The organism is Acidovorax sp. 56 (assembly GCF_002749705.1).
Lineage (GTDB): Bacteria > Pseudomonadota > Gammaproteobacteria > Burkholderiales > Burkholderiaceae_C > Acidovorax.
Map to the genome: position 1 here is coordinate 2,094,855 of NZ_PEEV01000001.1, position 18,665 is coordinate 2,113,519.

Genomic DNA, 18,665 nt, shown 5'->3' on the forward strand with positions numbered 1-18,665 from the left:
CAACACGGGACGCTGGACATGCTGCGCCTCAAAAACCTTGGCAGCGGCAGCTCGGGCAATGCCAGCCTGATTGAAGGCAGCGATGGCCTGCACACAAGGCGTCTGCTGGTCGATTGCGGCCTGGGCATACGCCAGCTGGAGGCCCGCTTGGCAGAGGCCGGGCTGGCACTGGCCCAGATTGACGCCATCTTCATCACCCACGAGCATTCCGACCACATTGGTTGCGCCCGCTCGTTGGCACTGAAACACCGCATTCCCGTCTGGATGAGCCATGGCACCCATGCCGCCCTGGGCACCCCCGACCTGGACGGTCTGCTGCGCACCGCACACGATCTGGAGCCCATTGATCTGGGCAGCTGGCAAGCCACCCCCTTCACGGTGCCGCACGACGCCAGGGAGCCCCTGCAATTGCACTGCACCGATGGCGCCACACGCCTAGGGGTGCTGACGGACCTGGGGCACGCCAGCGCGCATGTCAAAGAGCAATTGGCAGGCTGCCACACCCTGATGCTGGAGGCCAACCACGATCCGCAGATGCTGGAGGCATCGCGCTACCCGGCCTTCCTCAAGCGCCGCATCAGTGGCAAATACGGCCACCTGGCCAACACTGCAGCGGCCGAACTGCTCTGCGCCTTGCAACACCCCAGTTTGGCCTGTGTGATTGCAGCCCACCTCAGCGCACAGAACAACACCCCGGCTCTGGCCCAGCAGGCGCTGGGGGCTGCATTGGGCTGGCCCACCGATCGCATCACCGTGGCCAGCCCGGTCAATGGAACGCCCTGGATCACCGTCGGGGCCGCGTAGTCGCAAGGGGCCACCGAGTTCACATGGGGCCGGAACAGCCAGCGCTTCCGAAAAAAGGACGCCCCAATGCAAAAGCCCCGCTTTTTTGCAAAAGCAGGGCTTTGGTGTGTGGTTCAAGCCGCCCCTTGCGGGAGGCTACGACCCCTCCACGAATTACTTGGCTTGCGAAGCAGCGCCGGTGGCAGCAGCGGCAGCAGTGTCAGCAGCAGCCTTGGCAGCGTCAGCAGCAGGAGCGGCTTCAGCGGAAGCAGCAGGAGCGGCTTCGGAGGCAGCAGGAGCAGCTTCAGAAGCGGCAGGTGCTGGAGCTGGAGCGGGTGCAGCAGCGGGTGCTGGAGCTGCAGCGGGTGCAGGTTCTTGCTTACCGCAAGCGGCCAGGGCAGCAGCAGCGATCAGGGCGGCCAGAACGACGGAGTTCTTCATTTCAATTTCCTAGTTGGACAGACAAAAAGCTTGAAAAGCCACGGCGACCGGCCAGTTAAAGCCCTGGTACGCATTGGCGCAATGCACTTGAGGGTTGCACCATTTTCAGGCGCAGCCATAAATTATATTGGTATTTAGTCAATAGTGACTAACACCGAAAAAAGGTTTACGGCAAGTTGACATAGGCACAGACGCAACACCGCCGCGCGTGGCAGCCCCTCAGGCCAAGCCACAGCCTCTTGATTCGGGTCAAAGCCCCAGTGTGGTGGACGGAAAACCTGGGGAACTCTTGCTGCGCACCCACTCGTTCAACGACTCACGCACCAGAACGCGGCGATCCGACTCGGGGCCCGCCACGCCCACGCACCGTTCTGGGTCAAGCCGCTGCATCACCCAGGCAGGCGACCACAGCACGCTGGGCAAGTCCAAGGGATCTGCCGAAGGGCTCTTGCGGCAAGTGATGATGTGGTCCCAGGTGCCACGCCACTGCACAAAGCGGGCATGGCGCCGGATGACCTCGTCGTAGTTCACTGCCAGCATGCTGAAACGGCGCCCGCTCCGCGCCCAGGCCTGGAGCGACTCCACCACCGCCCGCTCACCCAGCGGCCAATCGTGAAAGTGCGCGTCGCTGATCCAGATTTCAGGCCACCCCTCGCGCGCCGCCGTGGCAAAGGCATCGCGCACCATTTGCTGAAACGCCTCTCGCCCGCTGAAGCGGCCCTCTGGCAAGCCGGGCTGCTCGGGGGAGCCATTTACGGGGTGGTCTTTGGTGGTCATGGGGTGGCTTCGTCGTCGGTGCAGGCATGTGCCCAGCCGTCATCGCACCAGATGGACAGCAGCTCCAGCGCATCGTCGCTGGCGCGCTGGACCTCTTTGGCACTGAGGTAACGCTGGTTGGCCAGGCGGCGCATCAAGGTCGCATCCTTGCCTGCGGCACGGTAGCTTTCACCATTGATGAAGACATGCTGGGCGTCGTACATCATGCGGGTGCGGCGGTCCAGGCGCACCGCCTCCATCATGGCGCCTTTACCACTGGCATCAAACCAGACGCTGGGCTTAGGGTCAGTAAGGTACTCACCCAGCGCGCGCTCCAGCGCCAAGGGCTGCGACAAGGCACGCTCCAGCGCTTCGCGGGCAAAGGCCTGCAGGGTGGCAGGGATGGCACCAGGCTCGGCCACGGCCTCTTGCTTGGCGTCGCGGTACATCTGCACCTGCTCGTCGTCGGCCGCGTCTTCCGACAAGCGCACCAGCAGCTCCTGCGCCAGCTCAGCTCGGGCTGGAGAGCGAAAGCCGATGGAATACGTCATGCACTCGCCTTCGGCGATGCCGTCGTGCGCGTAGCGGGGCGGCAGGTACAGCATGTCGCCTGGCTCCAACACAAACTCTTCCTCGGGTTCAAACTCGGCCAGCACCTTCAGGGGAATGCCCTCCTTGAGGGTCAGGTCCTTCTGGCGGCCAATGCGCCAACGGCGGCGGCCATGGGCTTGCAGCAGAAACACGTCATAGCTGTCAAAGTGCGGCCCCACCCCGCCACCATCGGTGGCGTAGCTGATCATGAGATCGTCCAGCCGGGCCTCAGGCACAAAGCGAAACTGCTGCATCAGGCGGTGCACAGCGTCGTCGTGCAAGTCCACGCCCTGCACCAGCAAAGTCCATTCGCGCTGGTTCAGCGCTGGCAGGGCTCGGCGCGAAAATGGGCCGTGGCGCAGCTTCCAGCCACCCTTGACTTGCTGCACCAGACGGGACTCCACAGACTCTTGCGCCGCCAGCGCAAACATCTCGGCACGCAGCACCGGGGGCTGAAAATTCGGGATCGCCTGGCGCACCAGCAAAGGCTTTTTGTGCCAATGGCGGCGCATGAACTGCTCGGGTGTAAGCCCGCCCAGCAGGGACAAAGGTTGTTGGATATCCATGAAAAGGCACCTGCCCCTGGCGGGGCTGTTGGTCAAACTGCGACAATTCTCCTATGGAAATTACCCAACAATGTGTGGTCGCACTGACCTGGACCCTCAAAGACACCCTCGGAGAAGAGCTGGACGTGCTGGATGAGCCGGTGGAGTTCTTGCTCGGCGGCAACGATCTTTTGCCCCGCATCGAAGAAGCCCTGCAAGGCCACAGCGCAGGTGCCAAGCTGGCGCTGCACTTGGAGCCTGAGGATGCCTTTGGCGACTTCAACGACCAATTGCTTTTTTTGGAGCCGCGCCAGCTGTTCCCGGCCGAGATCGAGGAAGGCATGACCTTCGAGGGCTCCGCCCTGCCCGCCGAATGCAATCCGGCTGCGCCCCGCAGCGGCCTGTACACCGTGACCGAAATCTACCCCGAGCATGTGGTGCTGGACGGCAACCACCCGCTGGCCGGCATTGCGCTGCGCCTGCAGCTGAAAGTGGAATCGGTGCGCGAAGCCACCGAAGAAGAAGTGGGCCGGGGCACCACAGGCACGGGCTTCTTCCGCATTGAAGCCCAAACCCCCGGCAGTCAATTGCTGCACTGACCCGCACCCCACGCCCGCCAGCGCGCGGTGGGCGTGGGTGCAGTAGCTGTTCAGCTTACTGGCGGGAGATTTGCCCGTTGTAGAGGCGCACGCGGTCTCCGATGCGCAGATCGCCCGGCGAACCCACGTCATACACGCGGTAGCCGCCATGGTCCAGCTGGACGGAAATCCGGTAGCCCTCGACGTAGTCGCCAGAGCTGTTGCGGCCCTCGATGGCGTTGCCCGCCACGGCACCGCCGATCACCCCCACGGCAGTGGCTGCAGCGCGCCCACTGCCCTTGCCCACCTGGTTGCCCAGCAAACCACCCACCACGGCCCCCAGCACGGCGCCGCCACCCGAGGTCTGGCCAGAGCCACGGCTTTGCAGCACTTCGATGTTGGAGACACGCCCAAACTCCGTACCACGGGGGTTGTTGTTCACGGGATAGGACGGTGCGGCCCCTTGGTAACCACCGCCATAACCGCCGCCGTAGTAAGGGTCGGGCCGGTTGTGGCCGCAGGCGGACAGGGCCAGCACTGCGGCGATGGAGCAAGCCACGACGGCAGAGCGATTGAATTGGGGCATAAAAGGTCTCCTTGAGAGGATGTGCCGAAGGCCCTGTGGATTGCAAGGCCCCCGCACGGGGATCAGGTACAAATTACACCAACGCGCCAAGGATGCGCCCAGTGCACAGCCCCCTGATGAAGCGTCGGTAAAAAGCCCAACGAAACGTAAGAATCGACCGACGCCCATGCTGGCGGCGCGCCAGAGGCACCGCAGCGATCAGGCCTTGCCTGTAGAACCATACCCGCCCGCACCACGCTCGGTAGCCACAAAGTCCGTCACCACGTTGAACTCGGCCTGCACCACGGGCACGATGACCATCTGGGCCAAGCGCTCCATGGGCTCGATGGTGAAGGCGACATCGCTGCGGTTCCAGGCACTGACCATCAACTGGCCCTGGTAGTCGCTGTCGATCAAGCCCACCAAGTTGCCCAACACGATGCCATGCTTGTGCCCCAGGCCCGAGCGGGGCAGGATCAGCGCGGCGTAACCGGGGTCCTTCAGGTACACGGCAATGCCCGTGGGCACCAGTTGCCAGGCATTGGGCTGCAGGGTCAGGGGGGCATCCAGGCAGGCGCGCAGGTCCAGCCCCGCGCTGCCAGGGGTTGCGTAAGCCGGAAGCTGCTCGGCCATGCGGGGATCCAGGATCTTGACGTCAATCTTCATAAGGTTCGCTCTCGAAATAAAACCAGGCGCAATGCCATAAAAAAAGCCCTCTGCGCCGGCATGGCCCGGCAGAAGGCGGTGCGTAGAAAAGGAGGGGCCGGTGGTACTCGTTGCCTACAGGGCTCTCAGCGCTGCAGGCGCCGGGCGATTTCGCCCACCAGTTGCTGGGCCAAGGCGCGCTTGGAGGCGCGCGGCAGTTCGCTGTGCCCCTGCGCATCCACCAACAGCAAGGCATTGTCATCCTGCCCAAACGTGGCCGGGCCAATGTTGCCCACCAGCAGCGGCACACCCTTGCGGGCACGCTTGACCGTGGCGTGCGCCAGCAGGTCGTGGCTTTCTGCGGCAAAGCCCACGCAATACAGCGCCCCCGACTGGGCCTGGGGCGACTGGGCCACGCGGGCGAGGATGTCGGGGTTCTCCACAAAATGCAGCGCGGGGGGTTGGCCCGAGCCGTCTTTCTTGATTTTCTCGGTCGACTGCGCCGCCACGCGCCAATCGGCCACCGCCGCAGTTGCTATGAATACAGTAGCGCCTTGCGCTTGTTCCTCAACCGCTTGCAGCATATTTTGTGCAGATTTCACATCCACGCGCCGCACCCCGCGGGGGGTGGGCAAGTGCACAGGCCCGGCCACCAGGGTCACGTCGGCCCCAGCCTCGCGCGCCGCACGGGCAATGGCAAAGCCCATTTTTCCGCTGGAGAGGTTGGTAATACCCCGCACCGGGTCGATGGCCTCAAACGTGGGGCCGGCGGTAATCAGCACCCTCTGCCCGGCCAGCACCTTGGGTGCAAAAAAGGCGATCAATTCTTCCAGCAACTCGCTGGGCTCCAGCATGCGGCCATCGCCCGTCTCGCCGCAGGCCTGGTCGCCATTGCCCACCCCCAGCACCGTGGCGCCGTCTGCTGCCACCTGGGCCAGGTTGCGCTGCGTGGCGGGGTGGGCCCACATTTCGCGGTTCATGGCAGGTGCCAGCAACAGGGGCACGCGGTCGATGGGCCGGGCCAGGCACATCAGGCTCAGCAGTTCGTCCGCGCGGCCTTGCACCAGCCGCGCGATGAAGTCGGCACTGCAAGGCGCAACCACGATGGCATCGGCCTCGCGGCTGAGGTTGATGTGCGGCATGTTGTTGGGCTCGCGCGCGTCCCACTGCGATCCGTACACAGGGCGGCCCGACAGGGCTTGCATGGTGACAGGCGTGATGAACTGCCCAGCCGCTTCGGTCATCACCACCTGCACGGTGGCCCCGGCCTTGATGAGCTGGCGGCAAAAATCGGCCGCCTTGTAGCAAGCCACGCCCCCACTCAGACCCAGAACAATGTGTTTGCCAGCAAGCTCATTCATGGGCGCGAATTTAGCAGACCCCGACCAGGGCTCAGCCGGCTGCTGCTTTCATGCCCCATCTATAATCCCAATTTCCCACCACCATAAAACGACATGACCAAATTTGTCTTCGTCACCGGCGGTGTGGTGTCTTCCCTCGGTAAGGGAATCGCCTCAGCCTCCCTTGCCGCGATCCTCGAATCGCGGGGACTCAAAGTCACCCTCATCAAGCTTGACCCCTACATCAACGTAGACCCAGGCACCATGTCCCCCTTCCAGCACGGCGAGGTCTTTGTGACCGACGACGGCGCGGAAACCGACCTGGACCTGGGCCACTACGAGCGTTTCATTGAAACGCGCATGAAGAAGTCCAACAACTTCACCACCGGCAAGATCTACCAGTCCGTGCTCGAAAAAGAGCGCCGTGGCGACTACCTGGGCAAGACCGTGCAGGTCATCCCGCACGTCACCAACGAAATCCAGGAATACATCAAGCGCGGCGCGGGCATTGGCACCGACGACGCGGTGGATGTGGCCATCTGCGAAGTGGGCGGCACTGTGGGCGACATCGAGTCGCTGCCGTTCCTTGAAGCCGTGCGCCAGTTGAGCCTCAAGCTGGGCCCCAACAACTCTGCCTTTGTGCACCTGACCTACCTGCCCTGGATTGCCACGGCCGGCGAGCTCAAGACCAAGCCCACCCAGCACACCGTGCAGGAGCTGCGCAAGATCGGCATCCAGCCCGATGCGCTGCTGTGCCGTGCACAAAAGCAGGTGCCCGAAGAAGAGCGCGAAAAGATCTCGCTGTTCACCAACGTGCCCGAATGGGGCGTGATCAGCATGTGGGATGTGGACACCATCTACAAGGTGCCCCGCATGCTGCACGAGCAAGGCCTGGACGGCCTGATCTGCGACAAGCTGCGCCTGAACACCCCGCCCACCAGCCTCAAGCGCTGGGATGAGCTGGTGTACGAAACCGAACACCCTCGCGGCGAAGTCACCATCGCCATGGTGGGCAAGTACGTGGACCTGTCGGACAGCTACAAGTCCGTCAACGAAGCACTGCGCCATGCGGGCATGAAGAACCATGTGCGCGTGAAGATCGAGCACCTGGACTCGGAGACCATCGACAGCGCCAACGCTGCTGGCAAGCTGACCAAGTACGACGCGGTTCTGGTGCCCGGCGGCTTTGGCAGCCGCGGTGTGGAAGGCAAGATCAGCACGGCCCAGTTTGCCCGCGAGCACAAAGTGCCTTACCTGGGCATCTGCCTGGGCATGCAAGTGGCCACCATCGAATACGCCCGCCATGTGGCCGGGCTGGCCGATGCCAACAGCACCGAGTTCAACCCCACCACGCCCCACCCCGTGATCGCCTTGATCACCGAGTGGAAGGACGCGGACGGCACCATCAAGAAGCGCGACGAGAACTCGGACCTGGGCGGCACCATGCGCCTGGGCGCCCAAAGCTCGGACGTGTCCAAGGACACGCTGGCCCACAGCATCTACGGCGATGTGGTGACCGAACGCCACCGCCACCGCTACGAAGCCAACGTGAACTACCTGGACCAGCTACGCAAGGCGGGCCTGGTGATTTCGGCCCTGACGCAGCGCGAGCAGCTCACCGAAATCGTGGAGTTGCCACAAAACGTGCACCCCTGGTTCATCGGCGTGCAGTTCCACCCTGAGTTCAAGTCCACCCCCTGGAACGGCCACCCGCTGTTCAACGCCTTCATCAAGGCGGCGGTGGAACACCAAAAGCAAGCGGCGAAAGCCTGAGGAAAACGGCTATGCAACTGTGCGGATTTGACGTTGGCCTGCAGCAGCGCTTTTTCCTGATCGCAGGTACTTGCTCCATCGAAGGCCTGGAGATGTCGCTCGACGTCGCGGGGCAGCTCAAGGAAGCCTGCACGGCCTTGGGCATTCCCTTGATCTACAAGGGCTCGTTTGACAAGGCCAACCGCTCGTCCGGCACCAGCCAGCGCGGCGTGGGCATCGATGCGGGCCTGAAGATCCTCGATGAAGTGCGCCGCCAGTTGCAGTTGCCCATCCTTACCGATGTGCACGACACCTCCCACGTGGCCGAGGTGGCCAGCGTGGTCGATGTGCTGCAAACGCCTGCCTTCCTCTGCCGCCAGACGGATTTCATCCGCGCGGTGGCGCAAAGTGGCAAGCCGGTGAATATCAAGAAGGGGCAGTTTCTTGCGCCCTGGGACATGAAAAACGTCATCGACAAGGCCCGCGCTGCCGCCAAGGAAGCCGGCCTGTCGGAAGACCGCTTCCTGGCCTGCGAGCGTGGTGTGAGCTTTGGCTACAACAACCTCGTGGCCGACATGACCAGCCTGGCCGAGATGCGCAACTCGGGCGCGCCGGTGGTGTTTGACGTGACCCACTCGGTGCAAAAGCCCGGCGGCCTGGGCGCAGTGAGTGGCGGCGCCCGTGACATGGTGCCCGTGCTGGCCCGCGCGGGTGTGGCGGTGGGTGTGGCGGGCCTCTTCATGGAGACCCACCCCAAGCCCGCCGAAGCCTGGTCGGACGGCCCCAACGCCGTGCCGCTCAAGCACATGAAGGCGCTGCTGGAGACCTTGGTGGCGCTGGACGATGTCACCAAGAAAAACGGATTCCTCGAAAACAACTTTGGAGCCTGAGACATGAGCAGTGGTTACGTCATCGCATCCGTCACCGTCACCAACCCCACGCAGTACGAGGAGTACCGCAAGTGGAGCACCCTGGCCATGCAAGCCCACGGCGCCGAAGTGTGCGTGCGCGGCGGCAAGGTGGAAGTGCTGGAGGGCGACTGGAACCCCGGCCGCACCGTCATCCTGAAGTTCGCCAGCTTTGACGCGGCCCGCGCGTTCTACGACACGCCCGAGTACCAAAAGGCCAAGGCCGCGCGCGAAGGTGCGGCCATCATGCGCATGGTGTGTGTCGAAGGCGTTTGACCGTCTTCGCACCTGATCGCTCACTAATTGATAGCTGCTAGCGCTTATTAGATAAGCGCTAGAGCCCGATTTGATTTAAAACTTCTGCAAAAGGAAAACCATGAGTGCCATCGTTGACATCGTAGGCCGCGAAGTGCTGGACAGCCGCGGCAACCCCACCGTCGAATGCGACGTGCTGCTGGAATCGGGCGTGATGGGCCGCGCTGCGGTGCCGTCGGGCGCTTCCACCGGCAGCCGCGAAGCCATTGAGCTGCGCGATGGCGACAAGAGCCGCTACCTTGGCAAGGGCGTGCTCAAGGCCGTGGAACACATCAACACCGAAATCAGCGAAGCCGTGCTGGGCCTCGATGCCTCCGAGCAAGCCTTCCTGGACAAGACCCTGATCGATCTGGACGGCACCGAGAACAAGAGCCGCCTGGGCGCCAACGCCATGCTGGCCGTATCGATGGCCGTGGCCCGCGCTGCTGCCGAAGAATCTGGCCTGCCCCTGTACCGCTACCTGGGCGGCATGGGCAGCATGCAGTTGCCCGTGCCCATGATGAACGTCATCAACGGTGGCGCGCACGCCAACAACAGCCTGGACTTGCAAGAGTTCATGATCATCCCCGTGGGCGCCCCCACCTTCCGTGAAGCCCTGCGCTGGGGTGCGGAAGTGTTCCACGCCCTCAAGAAGATCCTGCACGACAAGGGCATCAGCACCGCCGTGGGCGACGAAGGCGGCTTTGCCCCCAGCGTCGAAAGCCACGAAGCCGCCATCTTGCTGATCCTGCAAGCGATTGAAGCCGCAGGCTACACCGCTGGCGAACAAATCGCCCTGGGCCTGGACTGCGCTGCCAGCGAGTTCTACAAGGACGGCCACTACGTGCTCGAAGGCGAAGGCGGCATCAAACTCACCGCCCAGCAATGGACGGACATGCTGGCATCCTGGTGCGACAAGTACCCCATCATCAGCATCGAAGACGGCATGCACGAAGGCGACTGGGACGGCTGGAAGATCCTGACCGACCGCCTGGGCAAGAACGTGCAGCTGGTGGGTGACGACCTGTTCGTGACCAACACGAAGATCCTGAAGGAAGGCATCGACAAGCGCATTGCCAACTCGATCCTGATCAAGATCAACCAGATCGGTACGCTGACCGAGACCTTCGCTGCGATCGAGATGGCCAAGCGCGCGGGCTACACCGCCGTGATCTCGCACCGCTCGGGCGAGACCGAGGACAGCACCATTGCCGACATCGCGGTGGGCACGAATGCGGGCCAGATCAAGACCGGCTCGCTGTCACGCTCGGACCGTATCGCCAAGTACAACCAGCTGCTGCGCATCGAAGAAGACCTGGGTGACATCGCCCACTACCCCGGCCGCGAAGCGTTCTACAACCTGCGCTGACGCCACCACGGGCGGTGCGCCGCACCGGCTGAACGACACCGACTGACCGAGCCCTCGATCCCTCGCACCCTTCACCGACTTCATGAGCACCCGCCTTGTCCCTGTGATCCTGCTGGCCTTGCTGGCCGCAGTGCACGCCCAGCTTTGGCTGGGGCGCGGCAGCTTGCCTCAGGTGACAGCAATGCAGCAGAAGATCGATGAACAAAAGGCCGCCAATGCCCAAGTGCGCCAGACCAATGAGCGTCTGGCCTCTGAAGTCCATGACCTCAAGGAAGGGCTGGACATGGTGGAAGAAAAGGCCCGCAACGAGCTGGGCATGGTCAAGCCCAACGAGGTGTACGTTCAGTTCACGCCGCGCTGATCGCTCGCAAGCGATCGCGCTCTCCCGGCTGGCCTTTGCCAGCCCACTCCTTACATGACCGTCCACATCCTGGGTGCCGCCCACACGGGCGCAGAAGCGCTCTGGCAGGCCTTGGCCGAGCGGCTGGGGCCATTGGCTGGGCGCTTGCACCCACCAGGGGCCGTGCCCGATGAGGCGCCCGCCCTGACTCTGCCCGCCCTGGTGGTGCTGATGGGCCTGGACTGGCCCTGCTCCGCTGCGGAACAGCCCCAGCGCGCCGAACAGGATGCCCAGTTGCGCCAAGGGCTGGCATTGCGCGGTATCGCCTACCGTGTGTTGTACGGCCCTCTGGAGCGCAGGTTGTCCAGTGTTTTGGCAGCACTGGACGAGGGCAAAACCAAACCGCCACAGCCCGCCATGACGGCATCGGCGCCCACCGCGCCAGGCAGTGAAAGCAACCCAGACACCCGAGCCAGGCTGCGCGCATGGGGATGCGAGAAATGCAGCGATCCGGTGTGCGAGCACCGGCTCTTTACGTCTTTGAAACTGGCGCCACCAGCCTAGAAGCAGCCTTGGGGCCTGGCCCTAGGAGCCTGTCGGACTTGGAGCGTCGATAGCAAAAATCGGCCCCAGCGAGGACAGTTTTTGCCGAATTTGCAGCTCCATAGCCGAGCTATGGGGCAAAAAGGCGGTGAAAAATGGACCGCTGCGGTCGATTTGCAGCCGACGATTTCCAAGTCCGACAGGCTCCTAGGCACTCTCCTGGCTCACGCTGTGCCGAATGGACTTGAGCAGGATGACGATCTGGTTGGAGGCAAAACGGTAACCGCCGTTGAGAATGGCCACCACACGCTCCCACTCCCCTTGCTGGGCCAGCTCCACGATCTCGGCGGCTTGCTCGTGAAAGTAGCGGTGCCGCGCCAGCAGCATGGGGTATTCGGGGTGGTGACCCAGCATTTCGCGCCCGACGCCGTGCAGCCAGCGGCCCAAGGCGCTGTAGTTGTCGCGCCGAATCACTTCGGGGTCCAGCCCCACCTGAGAGCGCCCTTCCAGATAGTCCATCAGCCGCGCTTTCCAGCGCTCATGGGCATTGATGGCGGCATCCACATCCAGCGCGGCGGGCACCGAATCAACGGGGGGCGAGGCCAATGCCAGCAGGCCATCGGCTGGTGCGGTTGACGACACGGAATTCTGGGCCGACGCCCCCAAAAATCGGCGAAGAAAATCCATGAAAACCCTCCCTTATGGGGGCGAATCTTATGTGAGGACTTGTCGCCAATGTGTCAACAATCGTCACATACGGGGAGCGGTTTCTAGGGGCCTGCCACAGGCCGCAGCCCGCCATGGGCAGCATTCAAGGTGCGCGTTTTGGCTAGGAATCAGAAGCAAAGCAACAGATCGGCGCCCCAAGCCAGGGCGCCGCCGCCGTTACTGCACCCCTGAAGGTGCGGGCGGTTGCGCCACCGTGGGGGGCACAAAGATCTGAGCAGCATCCACGGCATCAAAGCGGTACTGTTGGCCGCAAAACTCGCAGCCCACTTCGATCTCGTTGCGCTCGGCCAGGATGCTCTCGGCTTCTTCCGCCCCCAGGCTGCGCAGCATGTTGGCCACGCGCTCTCGGCTGCAGGTGCAGGCAAAGCGGGGGCCCGACTCCCCTTGCTGCGGCTCAAAGCGCAGCAGCTTTTCTTCCCAGAACAGGCGGCGCAGGATGGTGTCCACATCCAGCGTCAGCAGCTCATCGCGCGTCAGGCTGGAGGCCAGGTGCGCAATGCGGTTGTAATCTTCGTTGTGGCCGATCTGGTCTTCGTTCTCACGGTGCGTCAGCCCCTGCGCCAGATTGCCTTCGCCCTTGAGCGGCATGCGCTGGATCAGCAGCCCAGCGGCGACCTGGCTGTTGGCAGCCAACACCAGCACCGTATCGAGCTGCTCGGACTGCAGCATGTAGTGCTGCAGCACATCTGACAGGCGATCGAGCTTCTCATGGTGGTCGCCATGCAAAGGCACCACGCCCTGGTAGGGCTGTTGGCCTGGGTGGCGGTCCTTGGGGTCCAGGGTGATGGCGCAGCGCCCACCGCCGCCCACGTTCACCATCTGGCTCAGCTTGGCATCTGGCGGCACCTCGCCATTGACCGTGGCAGTGGCCCGCAGGCTGAGGTCAGACTGCACCTCGGCCACGGCCACCTTGACGGGGCCATCACCAAAGACCTGCAGCACCAGCGCCCCATTGAACTTGATGTTGGACTGCATCAGCACACCAGCCGCAGCCATCTCGCCCAGCAGCTCCTGCACCGGGGCCGCATAGGCGCCCGTGGCTGAGTTGCTGGCACGGCGCTGCAACACATCGGTCCAGGCATCGGTCAGGCGCACGATCATGCCGCGCACAGGCTGGCCTTCGAAAAGAAACTTGTGGAGTTCAGACACTCAGGGATTCCAGAAAAACGTAAAAAAGGAGACGCACAACCAGCGGGGCTGCCGCGCGTCAGTCGATGCGGCGCAAGCCCGCCTTGAAGCGGCGGGCGTTCTCGATGTAGTGCAGCGCACTTTGGCGAAGGCCCTCGATCTGCTCGGGCGTCAGCTCGCGCACCGCCTTGGCCGGGCTGCCGATGATCATGGAGCCATCGGGAAACTCTTTGCCCTCGGTCACCAGGGCCCCGGCACCCACCAGGCAGTTCTTGCCGATCTTGGCGCCGTTGAGCACCACAGCGCCAATGCCGATCAGCGATTCGTCCCCAATCGTGCAGCCGTGCAGCATGACCTGGTGGCCCACCGTCACGCGCGCCCCCACCACCAGGGGTTTGCCAAAGTCGGCATGCAGCACGCTGGCGTCCTGGATGTTGGTGCCCGCACCGATGGTGATGCTGTCGGTGTCGCCCCGCACCACCGTACCAAACCACACGCTGGCGTCTTCACCCAACGCCACCCGCCCCATCACCTGGGCGCTGTCTGCCACCCAGGCCGATGCGGGCACCTGGGGGGCCACACCATCCAGTTCATACAAAGCCATGCCACACACTCCGGTTGAGGTAAAGAAAGAAACCCATCAAGAAACAAATGGCTGCCAATTGTTTACAAAGCGTGAGCAGTGCGGTAGGTGGCAGGGCCTAGAATTGTAAGGATGGAGCTTCGCCAACGTGCACTGCAGGTTTTATGCCTGACAGACCCAGACCAAAAAGCGGCCGCAGCGCTTGATTTACAAGCGCAACTAGCTACATATTCGATAGCGGACACATTCCCCACCGACACCGTAGACCCGGCCAGCCTGCCAGGCCACCCGGCCCGCCCCGCGCTGATGCGCCACACCGAAGTGGCCCGACGCTCACCCGCTACGGCGCAGGGCCGCGCCATCCTGATCCACGCCATTGCGCACATTGAGTTCAACGCCATCAACCTGGCGCTGGACGCCGTATGGCGCTTTGACGCCATGCCCGCTGACTATTACCGGAACTGGGTGCAGGTGGCGGCAGAAGAAGCCATGCACTTTGGTCTGCTGCGCGACCACCTGCGGGCCCAGGGGCATGACTATGGCGACTTTCCCGCGCACCAGGGCCTGTGGACCATGTGCGAGAAAACCCAGCACGACATCGTGGCGCGCATGGCGCTGGTGCCCCGCACCATGGAAGCGCGGGGCCTGGACGCCACCCCACAGATCCAGAAAAAACTGCGGCAAGTGGGTACGCCCGACGCCCTGGCAGCGGTCGAGATTTTGAACACCATCTTGCGCGACGAGGTCGGGCATGTCGCCATAGGCAACCACTGGTACCGCTGGCTGTGTGAGCGCCAGGGGATCAACCCCGAGACGCACTACGCCGAACTGGTCAAAAAGTACGAAGCCCCCCGGCTCAAGCCCCCGTTCAACAACGCGGCCCGCCGCCAGGCAGGCTTTACCGAAGCAGAGTTGCAGTGGCTACAGCAAGGCTGAAAAGCCTGTCGGAATTGCGCGTTACCTACAATCGATGGCCCTGCCAGATGCCTTTCATGAACCGTCCACCCGTGAGTAACTCACCATGTCCAACACACCAGCCCCTGCAGCAGCCTACCCTGCAAGCGCCACACCGGGGCAATCCGCTGTGGCCATGATTGCTCGCCAGGCCATCGTCAATGCGCAGCAAGCGGTCATTGGCTATGAGCTGTTCAACCGATCACGCACGGGCATTGGGCACACGGCGGCCACAGACGTCACCCTGGTGTTCACAGCGCTGTCGCACGCAGGCACCGAAGAGCTGGTGGGCAAGAAGCTGATTTTTGTGAACTGCACGCACGAGAGCCTCTCGGGCGGCCACCTGGAATTGCTGGACCCCGACAAGGTCGTGCTGGAGATCCCCCCCCTGGGCCATGCGGCGGCACAGGAAGTGGAAACCCGCCTGCCCATCCTGATCGGACTGCGCGAACGCGGTTTCCATCTCGCGTTCAACCACACCGTGCTCGAATCGGCCTACGCGGCCTGGCTGCCCCTGGCGGACTACATCAAGCTGGACTTGTCGGTGCTGGCAGCGGACCAGCTGACGGTGCTCATCCGTTACGCGGCCCGCCACACCCAGGCCGAGCTGATTGCGGAGAAAGTGGAGACCGCGCAGCAGTACGACATGGTCTCCAGCCAGGGCGTGCAGCTGTTCCAGGGCTACTGGTTTGCGCGCCCCTCGCTGGTCGAGACCAAGCTGCTGTCCCCCGCGCAGACCAGCATCGTGCAACTCATCAACTTGGTGCGCAAACAGGCCAGCACCGACGACATCGAAGAGGTGCTGAAGAAAGACGCAGGCCTGGCCTTCAACCTGATGCGCCTGATCAACTCTGCAGGCTTTGGGCTGAACCGTGAGATCACCTCCTTTCGCCAGGCCGTCATGCTGCTGGGGCTCAAAAAACTGTTCCGCTGGGCGGCGCTGCTGCTCACTGCTGCACGCACGGGCGGCGCACCCTCGTCGGTGGGCCAAACGGCAGTGGTGCGCGGCCGCTTGATGGAATTGCTGGCCCTGGAGAGCATGCCTGCGGAAGAAGCCGATCAGGCCTTCGTGGTGGGCATCTTCTCGCTGCTGGATGTGATGCTCTCCATCCCCATGGAATCGGCCCTGGGCCTGCTGACCGTGCCCGACGCCGTGGCCGCAGCCCTGTTGCGCCGCGAGGGCGTGCTGGGCGATCTGCTGACCCTGGCCGAAGCCTGTGAATCCAGCGATGACGCGGTATTCCACAAGGCGGCGGGCACCCTGCACCTCACCAGCCAGCAAATCAACCTGGCCCACCTGCAGGCACTGGCCTGGGCCGATCAGATGGCCGACTGAGGGACGCGCCCTGCGCTCGGGTGTGTGCGCTGCGCCACCTGGCACGGCCACAGGCGCATGGACCGGCCCGGCAGGCCCTAGAATCTTGTGAAGCGCTTCGCTCAACCCATTCTTTAGCCGCACCATGTCGAGTACCCCAGACCAAGACACCCCCGACGTCGAGACCGCAGCCCCACAGGAAGACGTTGATGCCAGCAACCTGGCGATCATTGCCCGTCAGGCCATCGTGGACCACAACCGCATGGTCTATGGCTACGAGCTGTTTGACCGCTCTACCGCCGCAGACGCCCACACGGCGGCCAGCGATGCAGCGCTGCTCTTCAACGCCCTGTCCTACGCGGGCACTGAGGCGCTGGTGGGCAAGAAAACCGTGTTCATCAACTGCACACACGAGAGCCTGGCTGGCGGCCACCTGGAGCTGATCCACCCCGAGAAGGTGGTGCTGGAAGTGCCCCCCCTGCCAGACACGGCCACCCAAGAACAGATCGATCAGCGCGTGCCCGCACTGCAAGCACTGTGCGAGCGAGGCTTTCGCCTAGCGCTGAACCAGAATGCGCTGCGCAAGCCTTACGCCAGCTGGATGCCTCTGGCCTCCTTCATCAAGCTGGACTTGCAAGCCTTCAAGCCCGAGCTGGCAGGCCCGCTGGTGAAGTTTGCAAGCCAATTCGCCAAAGCCAAGCTGGTGGCCGAAAAAGTGGAGACGGCCGAGCAGTTCAAGCTCATGTCCGACCTGGGCGTGAAACTGTTCCAGGGCTTCTGGTTTGCCAAGCCTTCGCTGGTCAAGGCCACCACCATCCGCCCCTCGCAGGCCACCATCATCCAGCTCATCAACCTGGTGCGCAAACAGGCCGACACCAGCGAGATCGAAGACCTGCTCAAAAAGGACCCCACGCTGTCCTTCAACCTGCTGCGCTTCATCAATTCGTCGGGCTTTGGCTTGTCGTGCGAGGTGACCTCCTTCCGCCACGCCGTGATGATCCTGGGCCTGAAAAAGCTGTTCCGCTGGGCGGCGCTGCTCATGACCACGTCACGCGATGGAGCCCCACCCGCCGTGGGCCAGACCGCGGTGGTGCGCGGGCGCCTGATGGAGCTGCTGGCCGCCGAAATGCTGCCCGCCGAAGAGTGCGACAACGCCTTCGTGGTGGGTGTTTTCTCACTGCTGGACTCGATGCTCAACGTCACGATGGAGAAAGCCCTGGAATCGGTGGCCCTGCCCCAGCCCGTGACCGATGCGCTGCTGCACGGCACCGGCGTGTTTGCACCGTTCCTGGCACTGACCAAGGCCTGCGAAAGTGGCGACGACGCCATGTTTGCCAAGATGGCCGACGAGCTGCACCTGTCCAACCGGCAGGTGAACTGGGCCCATTTGCAAGCCCTGACCTGGGCCGAAAGCCTGAGCATGGACTGAGCGGTCATCGGCATACCAATGACCCCATCAAAAAGGGCTCCCATGGTGGAGCCCTTTTTGCATCTGCGCCCAGTGCACCCAGCGCGCTCAGTGCATCTACCCGGCTCAGTCCCCCTGGATGCGCGCCGCGCGGATGATGCGGGCGTTGTTCTCTGACTCCTGCGCAATCTGGCGGGCAAAGTCGGCGGTGGTGCCGCCGGTGGGCACGTTGTCGGTCGCGTCCAGCTTGGCGCGCAGGTCCGCCTGGGCCAGGGCCTTATTCACCTCAGCATTCAGGCGCGCCACGACGGCAGCAGGTGTCTGCGCCGGGGCAAAAATACCAAACAGCGAGGACAGGTTGGCCGCCGGGTGCTTCAGCTCCGCCAGGGTGGGCACATCGGGCAGCGAATCCAGCCGTGCAGGCGCGCCCACCGCCAGCGGCTTGAGCTTGCCTGCCTTGATGTGTTGCAGCACGGCCGGTCCCGCATTGGTGGAGAGCACTTCAAACTGCCCGCCCAACGCATCGTTCATTTGCTGGCCGCCCCCTTTGTAGGGGATGTGCGTGATCTGCACCTTAGCCACCGACTGGATCTGCTCCAGCATGATGTGCCCAAGGGACGCCTGGCCCGAAGTAGCCCAGTGCACACTGCCCGGCTGCGCCCGCGCTGCGGCCACCAGGGCATTGAAATCAACCGCCTTGCTGGCCGGGGTGCCCAATAGCAGCACGGGCGAATACATCACGCTCACCACCGGGGCAATGTCCTTTTGCGGATCAAACGGCGACTTGCCCAGGTGCGGGTTCAGCGCCAGCGGGCTCACGGCCGCAAAGCCCAGCGTGTAGCCGTCTGGCGCGGCCTTGGCCACCGCGTCCATGCCCAGGCTGCCGCTGGCACCGGCCTTGTTTTCGATCACCACGGGCGTGCCCAATTGCGCCGCCAGTTTGTCGGCCAGGGCACGCGCCACGTTGTCACTCACGCCCCCTGCGGGGTAGGCCACCACGATGCGAATGGGTTTGGCGGTGGGCCAGGCCTGGGCCGCAGCCCAGGTGCAGGCACCCAGAAGAAAAAGGCCCGTCAACAGTTTTTTCATGGTCAGAGA

Annotated in this window: 21 protein-coding genes; 11 read left to right on the forward strand and 10 right to left on the reverse strand. The window is 63.5% G+C overall.

Annotated elements, in window-relative coordinates; genetic code table 11:
- Window positions 1–18 precede the first annotated feature (18 nt).
- Window positions 19–804: an MBL fold metallo-hydrolase gene (locus tag CLU88_RS09210; protein WP_099656330.1), complete on the forward strand. Its 786-nt coding sequence runs from the start codon at window positions 19–21 to the stop codon at window positions 802–804.
- Between the two features lie 153 nt (window positions 805–957).
- Here the strand turns inward: CLU88_RS09210 and CLU88_RS09215 are convergent, their stop codons facing one another.
- The 3 genes from CLU88_RS09215 to CLU88_RS09225 all read right to left on the reverse strand — a co-directional run bounded on the left by CLU88_RS09215 (window position 958) and on the right by CLU88_RS09225 (window position 3,137).
- Window positions 958–1,224: a hypothetical protein gene (locus CLU88_RS09215; RefSeq protein WP_099656331.1), complete on the reverse strand. Its 267-nt coding sequence runs from the start codon at window positions 1,222–1,224 to the stop codon at window positions 958–960.
- A 249-nt stretch (window positions 1,225–1,473) separates the two neighbouring features.
- Entirely contained in the window at window positions 1,474–2,001 is a 528-nt protein-coding gene (locus CLU88_RS09220; RefSeq protein WP_099656332.1) for a hypothetical protein, read from the reverse strand.
- A complete protein-coding gene (locus CLU88_RS09225) occupies window positions 1,998–3,137 on the reverse strand; it encodes a cupin domain-containing protein (protein WP_099656333.1) in 1,140 nt (379 codons plus the stop codon). The genes CLU88_RS09220 and CLU88_RS09225 overlap by 4 nt, the downstream gene beginning before the upstream one ends.
- Before the next feature lie 53 nt (window positions 3,138–3,190).
- Here CLU88_RS09225 and CLU88_RS09230 point away from each other — a divergent pair, with 53 nt between their 5' ends.
- On the forward strand, window positions 3,191–3,715 hold the full coding sequence (locus tag CLU88_RS09230; RefSeq protein ID WP_099656334.1) for a peptidylprolyl isomerase: 525 nt from the start codon (window positions 3,191–3,193) through the stop codon (window positions 3,713–3,715).
- Between the two features lie 55 nt (window positions 3,716–3,770).
- On the opposite strand, the gene CLU88_RS09235 is transcribed toward CLU88_RS09230, so the two are convergent.
- From CLU88_RS09235 to coaBC, 3 genes are all read right to left on the reverse strand, one after another.
- Entirely contained in the window at window positions 3,771–4,280 is a 510-nt protein-coding gene (locus CLU88_RS09235) for a glycine zipper 2TM domain-containing protein (RefSeq protein WP_099656335.1), read from the reverse strand.
- A gap of 198 nt (window positions 4,281–4,478) precedes the next feature.
- On the reverse strand, window positions 4,479–4,925 hold the full coding sequence (gene dut / locus CLU88_RS09240) for a dUTP diphosphatase (protein WP_099656336.1): 447 nt from the start codon (window positions 4,923–4,925) through the stop codon (window positions 4,479–4,481).
- Between the two features lie 125 nt (window positions 4,926–5,050).
- Window positions 5,051–6,265 carry a bifunctional phosphopantothenoylcysteine decarboxylase/phosphopantothenate--cysteine ligase CoaBC gene (gene coaBC, locus CLU88_RS09245; protein ID WP_099656337.1) on the reverse strand — a complete coding sequence of 405 codons (1,215 nt, stop codon included), beginning with the start codon at window positions 6,263–6,265 and terminating at the stop codon, window positions 5,051–5,053.
- Between the two features lie 93 nt (window positions 6,266–6,358).
- Here coaBC and CLU88_RS09250 point away from each other — a divergent pair, with 93 nt between their 5' ends.
- The 6 genes from CLU88_RS09250 to CLU88_RS09275 all read left to right on the forward strand — a co-directional run bounded on the left by CLU88_RS09250 (window position 6,359) and on the right by CLU88_RS09275 (window position 11,471).
- Entirely contained in the window at window positions 6,359–8,017 is a 1,659-nt protein-coding gene (locus tag CLU88_RS09250; protein ID WP_099656338.1) for a CTP synthase, read from the forward strand.
- A gap of 11 nt (window positions 8,018–8,028) precedes the next feature.
- The gene (gene kdsA / locus CLU88_RS09255; RefSeq protein WP_099656339.1) at window positions 8,029–8,886 is read left to right on the forward strand and encodes a 3-deoxy-8-phosphooctulonate synthase; all 858 of its coding nucleotides are present in this window, start codon (window positions 8,029–8,031) and stop codon (window positions 8,884–8,886) included.
- Between the two features lie 3 nt (window positions 8,887–8,889).
- Window positions 8,890–9,180 (forward strand): DUF1330 domain-containing protein, encoded by a 291-nt coding sequence (locus CLU88_RS09260; protein ID WP_056173684.1) that lies wholly within the window; start codon window positions 8,890–8,892, stop codon window positions 9,178–9,180.
- A 100-nt stretch (window positions 9,181–9,280) separates the two neighbouring features.
- Window positions 9,281–10,567: a phosphopyruvate hydratase gene (eno, locus tag CLU88_RS09265; protein ID WP_099656340.1), complete on the forward strand. Its 1,287-nt coding sequence runs from the start codon at window positions 9,281–9,283 to the stop codon at window positions 10,565–10,567.
- A gap of 82 nt (window positions 10,568–10,649) precedes the next feature.
- A complete protein-coding gene (locus tag CLU88_RS09270) occupies window positions 10,650–10,928 on the forward strand; it encodes a septum formation initiator family protein (protein ID WP_099656341.1) in 279 nt (92 codons plus the stop codon).
- A 54-nt stretch (window positions 10,929–10,982) separates the two neighbouring features.
- The gene (locus CLU88_RS09275) at window positions 10,983–11,471 is read left to right on the forward strand and encodes a hypothetical protein (RefSeq protein ID WP_099656342.1); all 489 of its coding nucleotides are present in this window, start codon (window positions 10,983–10,985) and stop codon (window positions 11,469–11,471) included.
- Window positions 11,472–11,657: 186 nt separating this feature from the next.
- Here CLU88_RS09275 and CLU88_RS09280 read toward each other — a convergent pair whose 3' ends face one another.
- The 3 genes from CLU88_RS09280 to CLU88_RS09290 all read right to left on the reverse strand — a co-directional run bounded on the left by CLU88_RS09280 (window position 11,658) and on the right by CLU88_RS09290 (window position 13,911).
- Window positions 11,658–12,137, reverse strand: coding sequence for a CZB domain-containing protein (locus CLU88_RS09280; protein ID WP_099656343.1), 480 nt, complete (start codon window positions 12,135–12,137; stop codon window positions 11,658–11,660).
- Window positions 12,138–12,335: 198 nt separating this feature from the next.
- Window positions 12,336–13,328: an Hsp33 family molecular chaperone HslO gene (locus CLU88_RS09285; protein WP_099656344.1), complete on the reverse strand. Its 993-nt coding sequence runs from the start codon at window positions 13,326–13,328 to the stop codon at window positions 12,336–12,338.
- 58 nt (window positions 13,329–13,386) lie between these two features.
- Window positions 13,387–13,911, reverse strand: coding sequence for a gamma carbonic anhydrase family protein (locus tag CLU88_RS09290; RefSeq protein WP_099656345.1), 525 nt, complete (start codon window positions 13,909–13,911; stop codon window positions 13,387–13,389).
- Between the two features lie 111 nt (window positions 13,912–14,022).
- Here CLU88_RS09290 and CLU88_RS09295 point away from each other — a divergent pair, with 111 nt between their 5' ends.
- The 3 genes from CLU88_RS09295 to CLU88_RS09305 all read left to right on the forward strand — a co-directional run bounded on the left by CLU88_RS09295 (window position 14,023) and on the right by CLU88_RS09305 (window position 17,588).
- Window positions 14,023–14,826: a ferritin-like domain-containing protein gene (locus CLU88_RS09295; RefSeq protein ID WP_099656346.1), complete on the forward strand. Its 804-nt coding sequence runs from the start codon at window positions 14,023–14,025 to the stop codon at window positions 14,824–14,826.
- 85 nt (window positions 14,827–14,911) lie between these two features.
- The gene (locus CLU88_RS09300; RefSeq protein WP_099656347.1) at window positions 14,912–16,180 is read left to right on the forward strand and encodes an EAL and HDOD domain-containing protein; all 1,269 of its coding nucleotides are present in this window, start codon (window positions 14,912–14,914) and stop codon (window positions 16,178–16,180) included.
- Window positions 16,181–16,304: 124 nt separating this feature from the next.
- Window positions 16,305–17,588 (forward strand): EAL and HDOD domain-containing protein, encoded by a 1,284-nt coding sequence (locus tag CLU88_RS09305; protein WP_099656348.1) that lies wholly within the window; start codon window positions 16,305–16,307, stop codon window positions 17,586–17,588.
- 105 nt (window positions 17,589–17,693) lie between these two features.
- Here CLU88_RS09305 and CLU88_RS09310 read toward each other — a convergent pair whose 3' ends face one another.
- Complete coding sequence (locus CLU88_RS09310; protein ID WP_099656349.1) at window positions 17,694–18,656, reverse strand: tripartite tricarboxylate transporter substrate binding protein; 963 nt, start codon at window positions 18,654–18,656, stop codon at window positions 17,694–17,696.
- Between the last annotated feature and the right edge of the window lie 9 nt (window positions 18,657–18,665).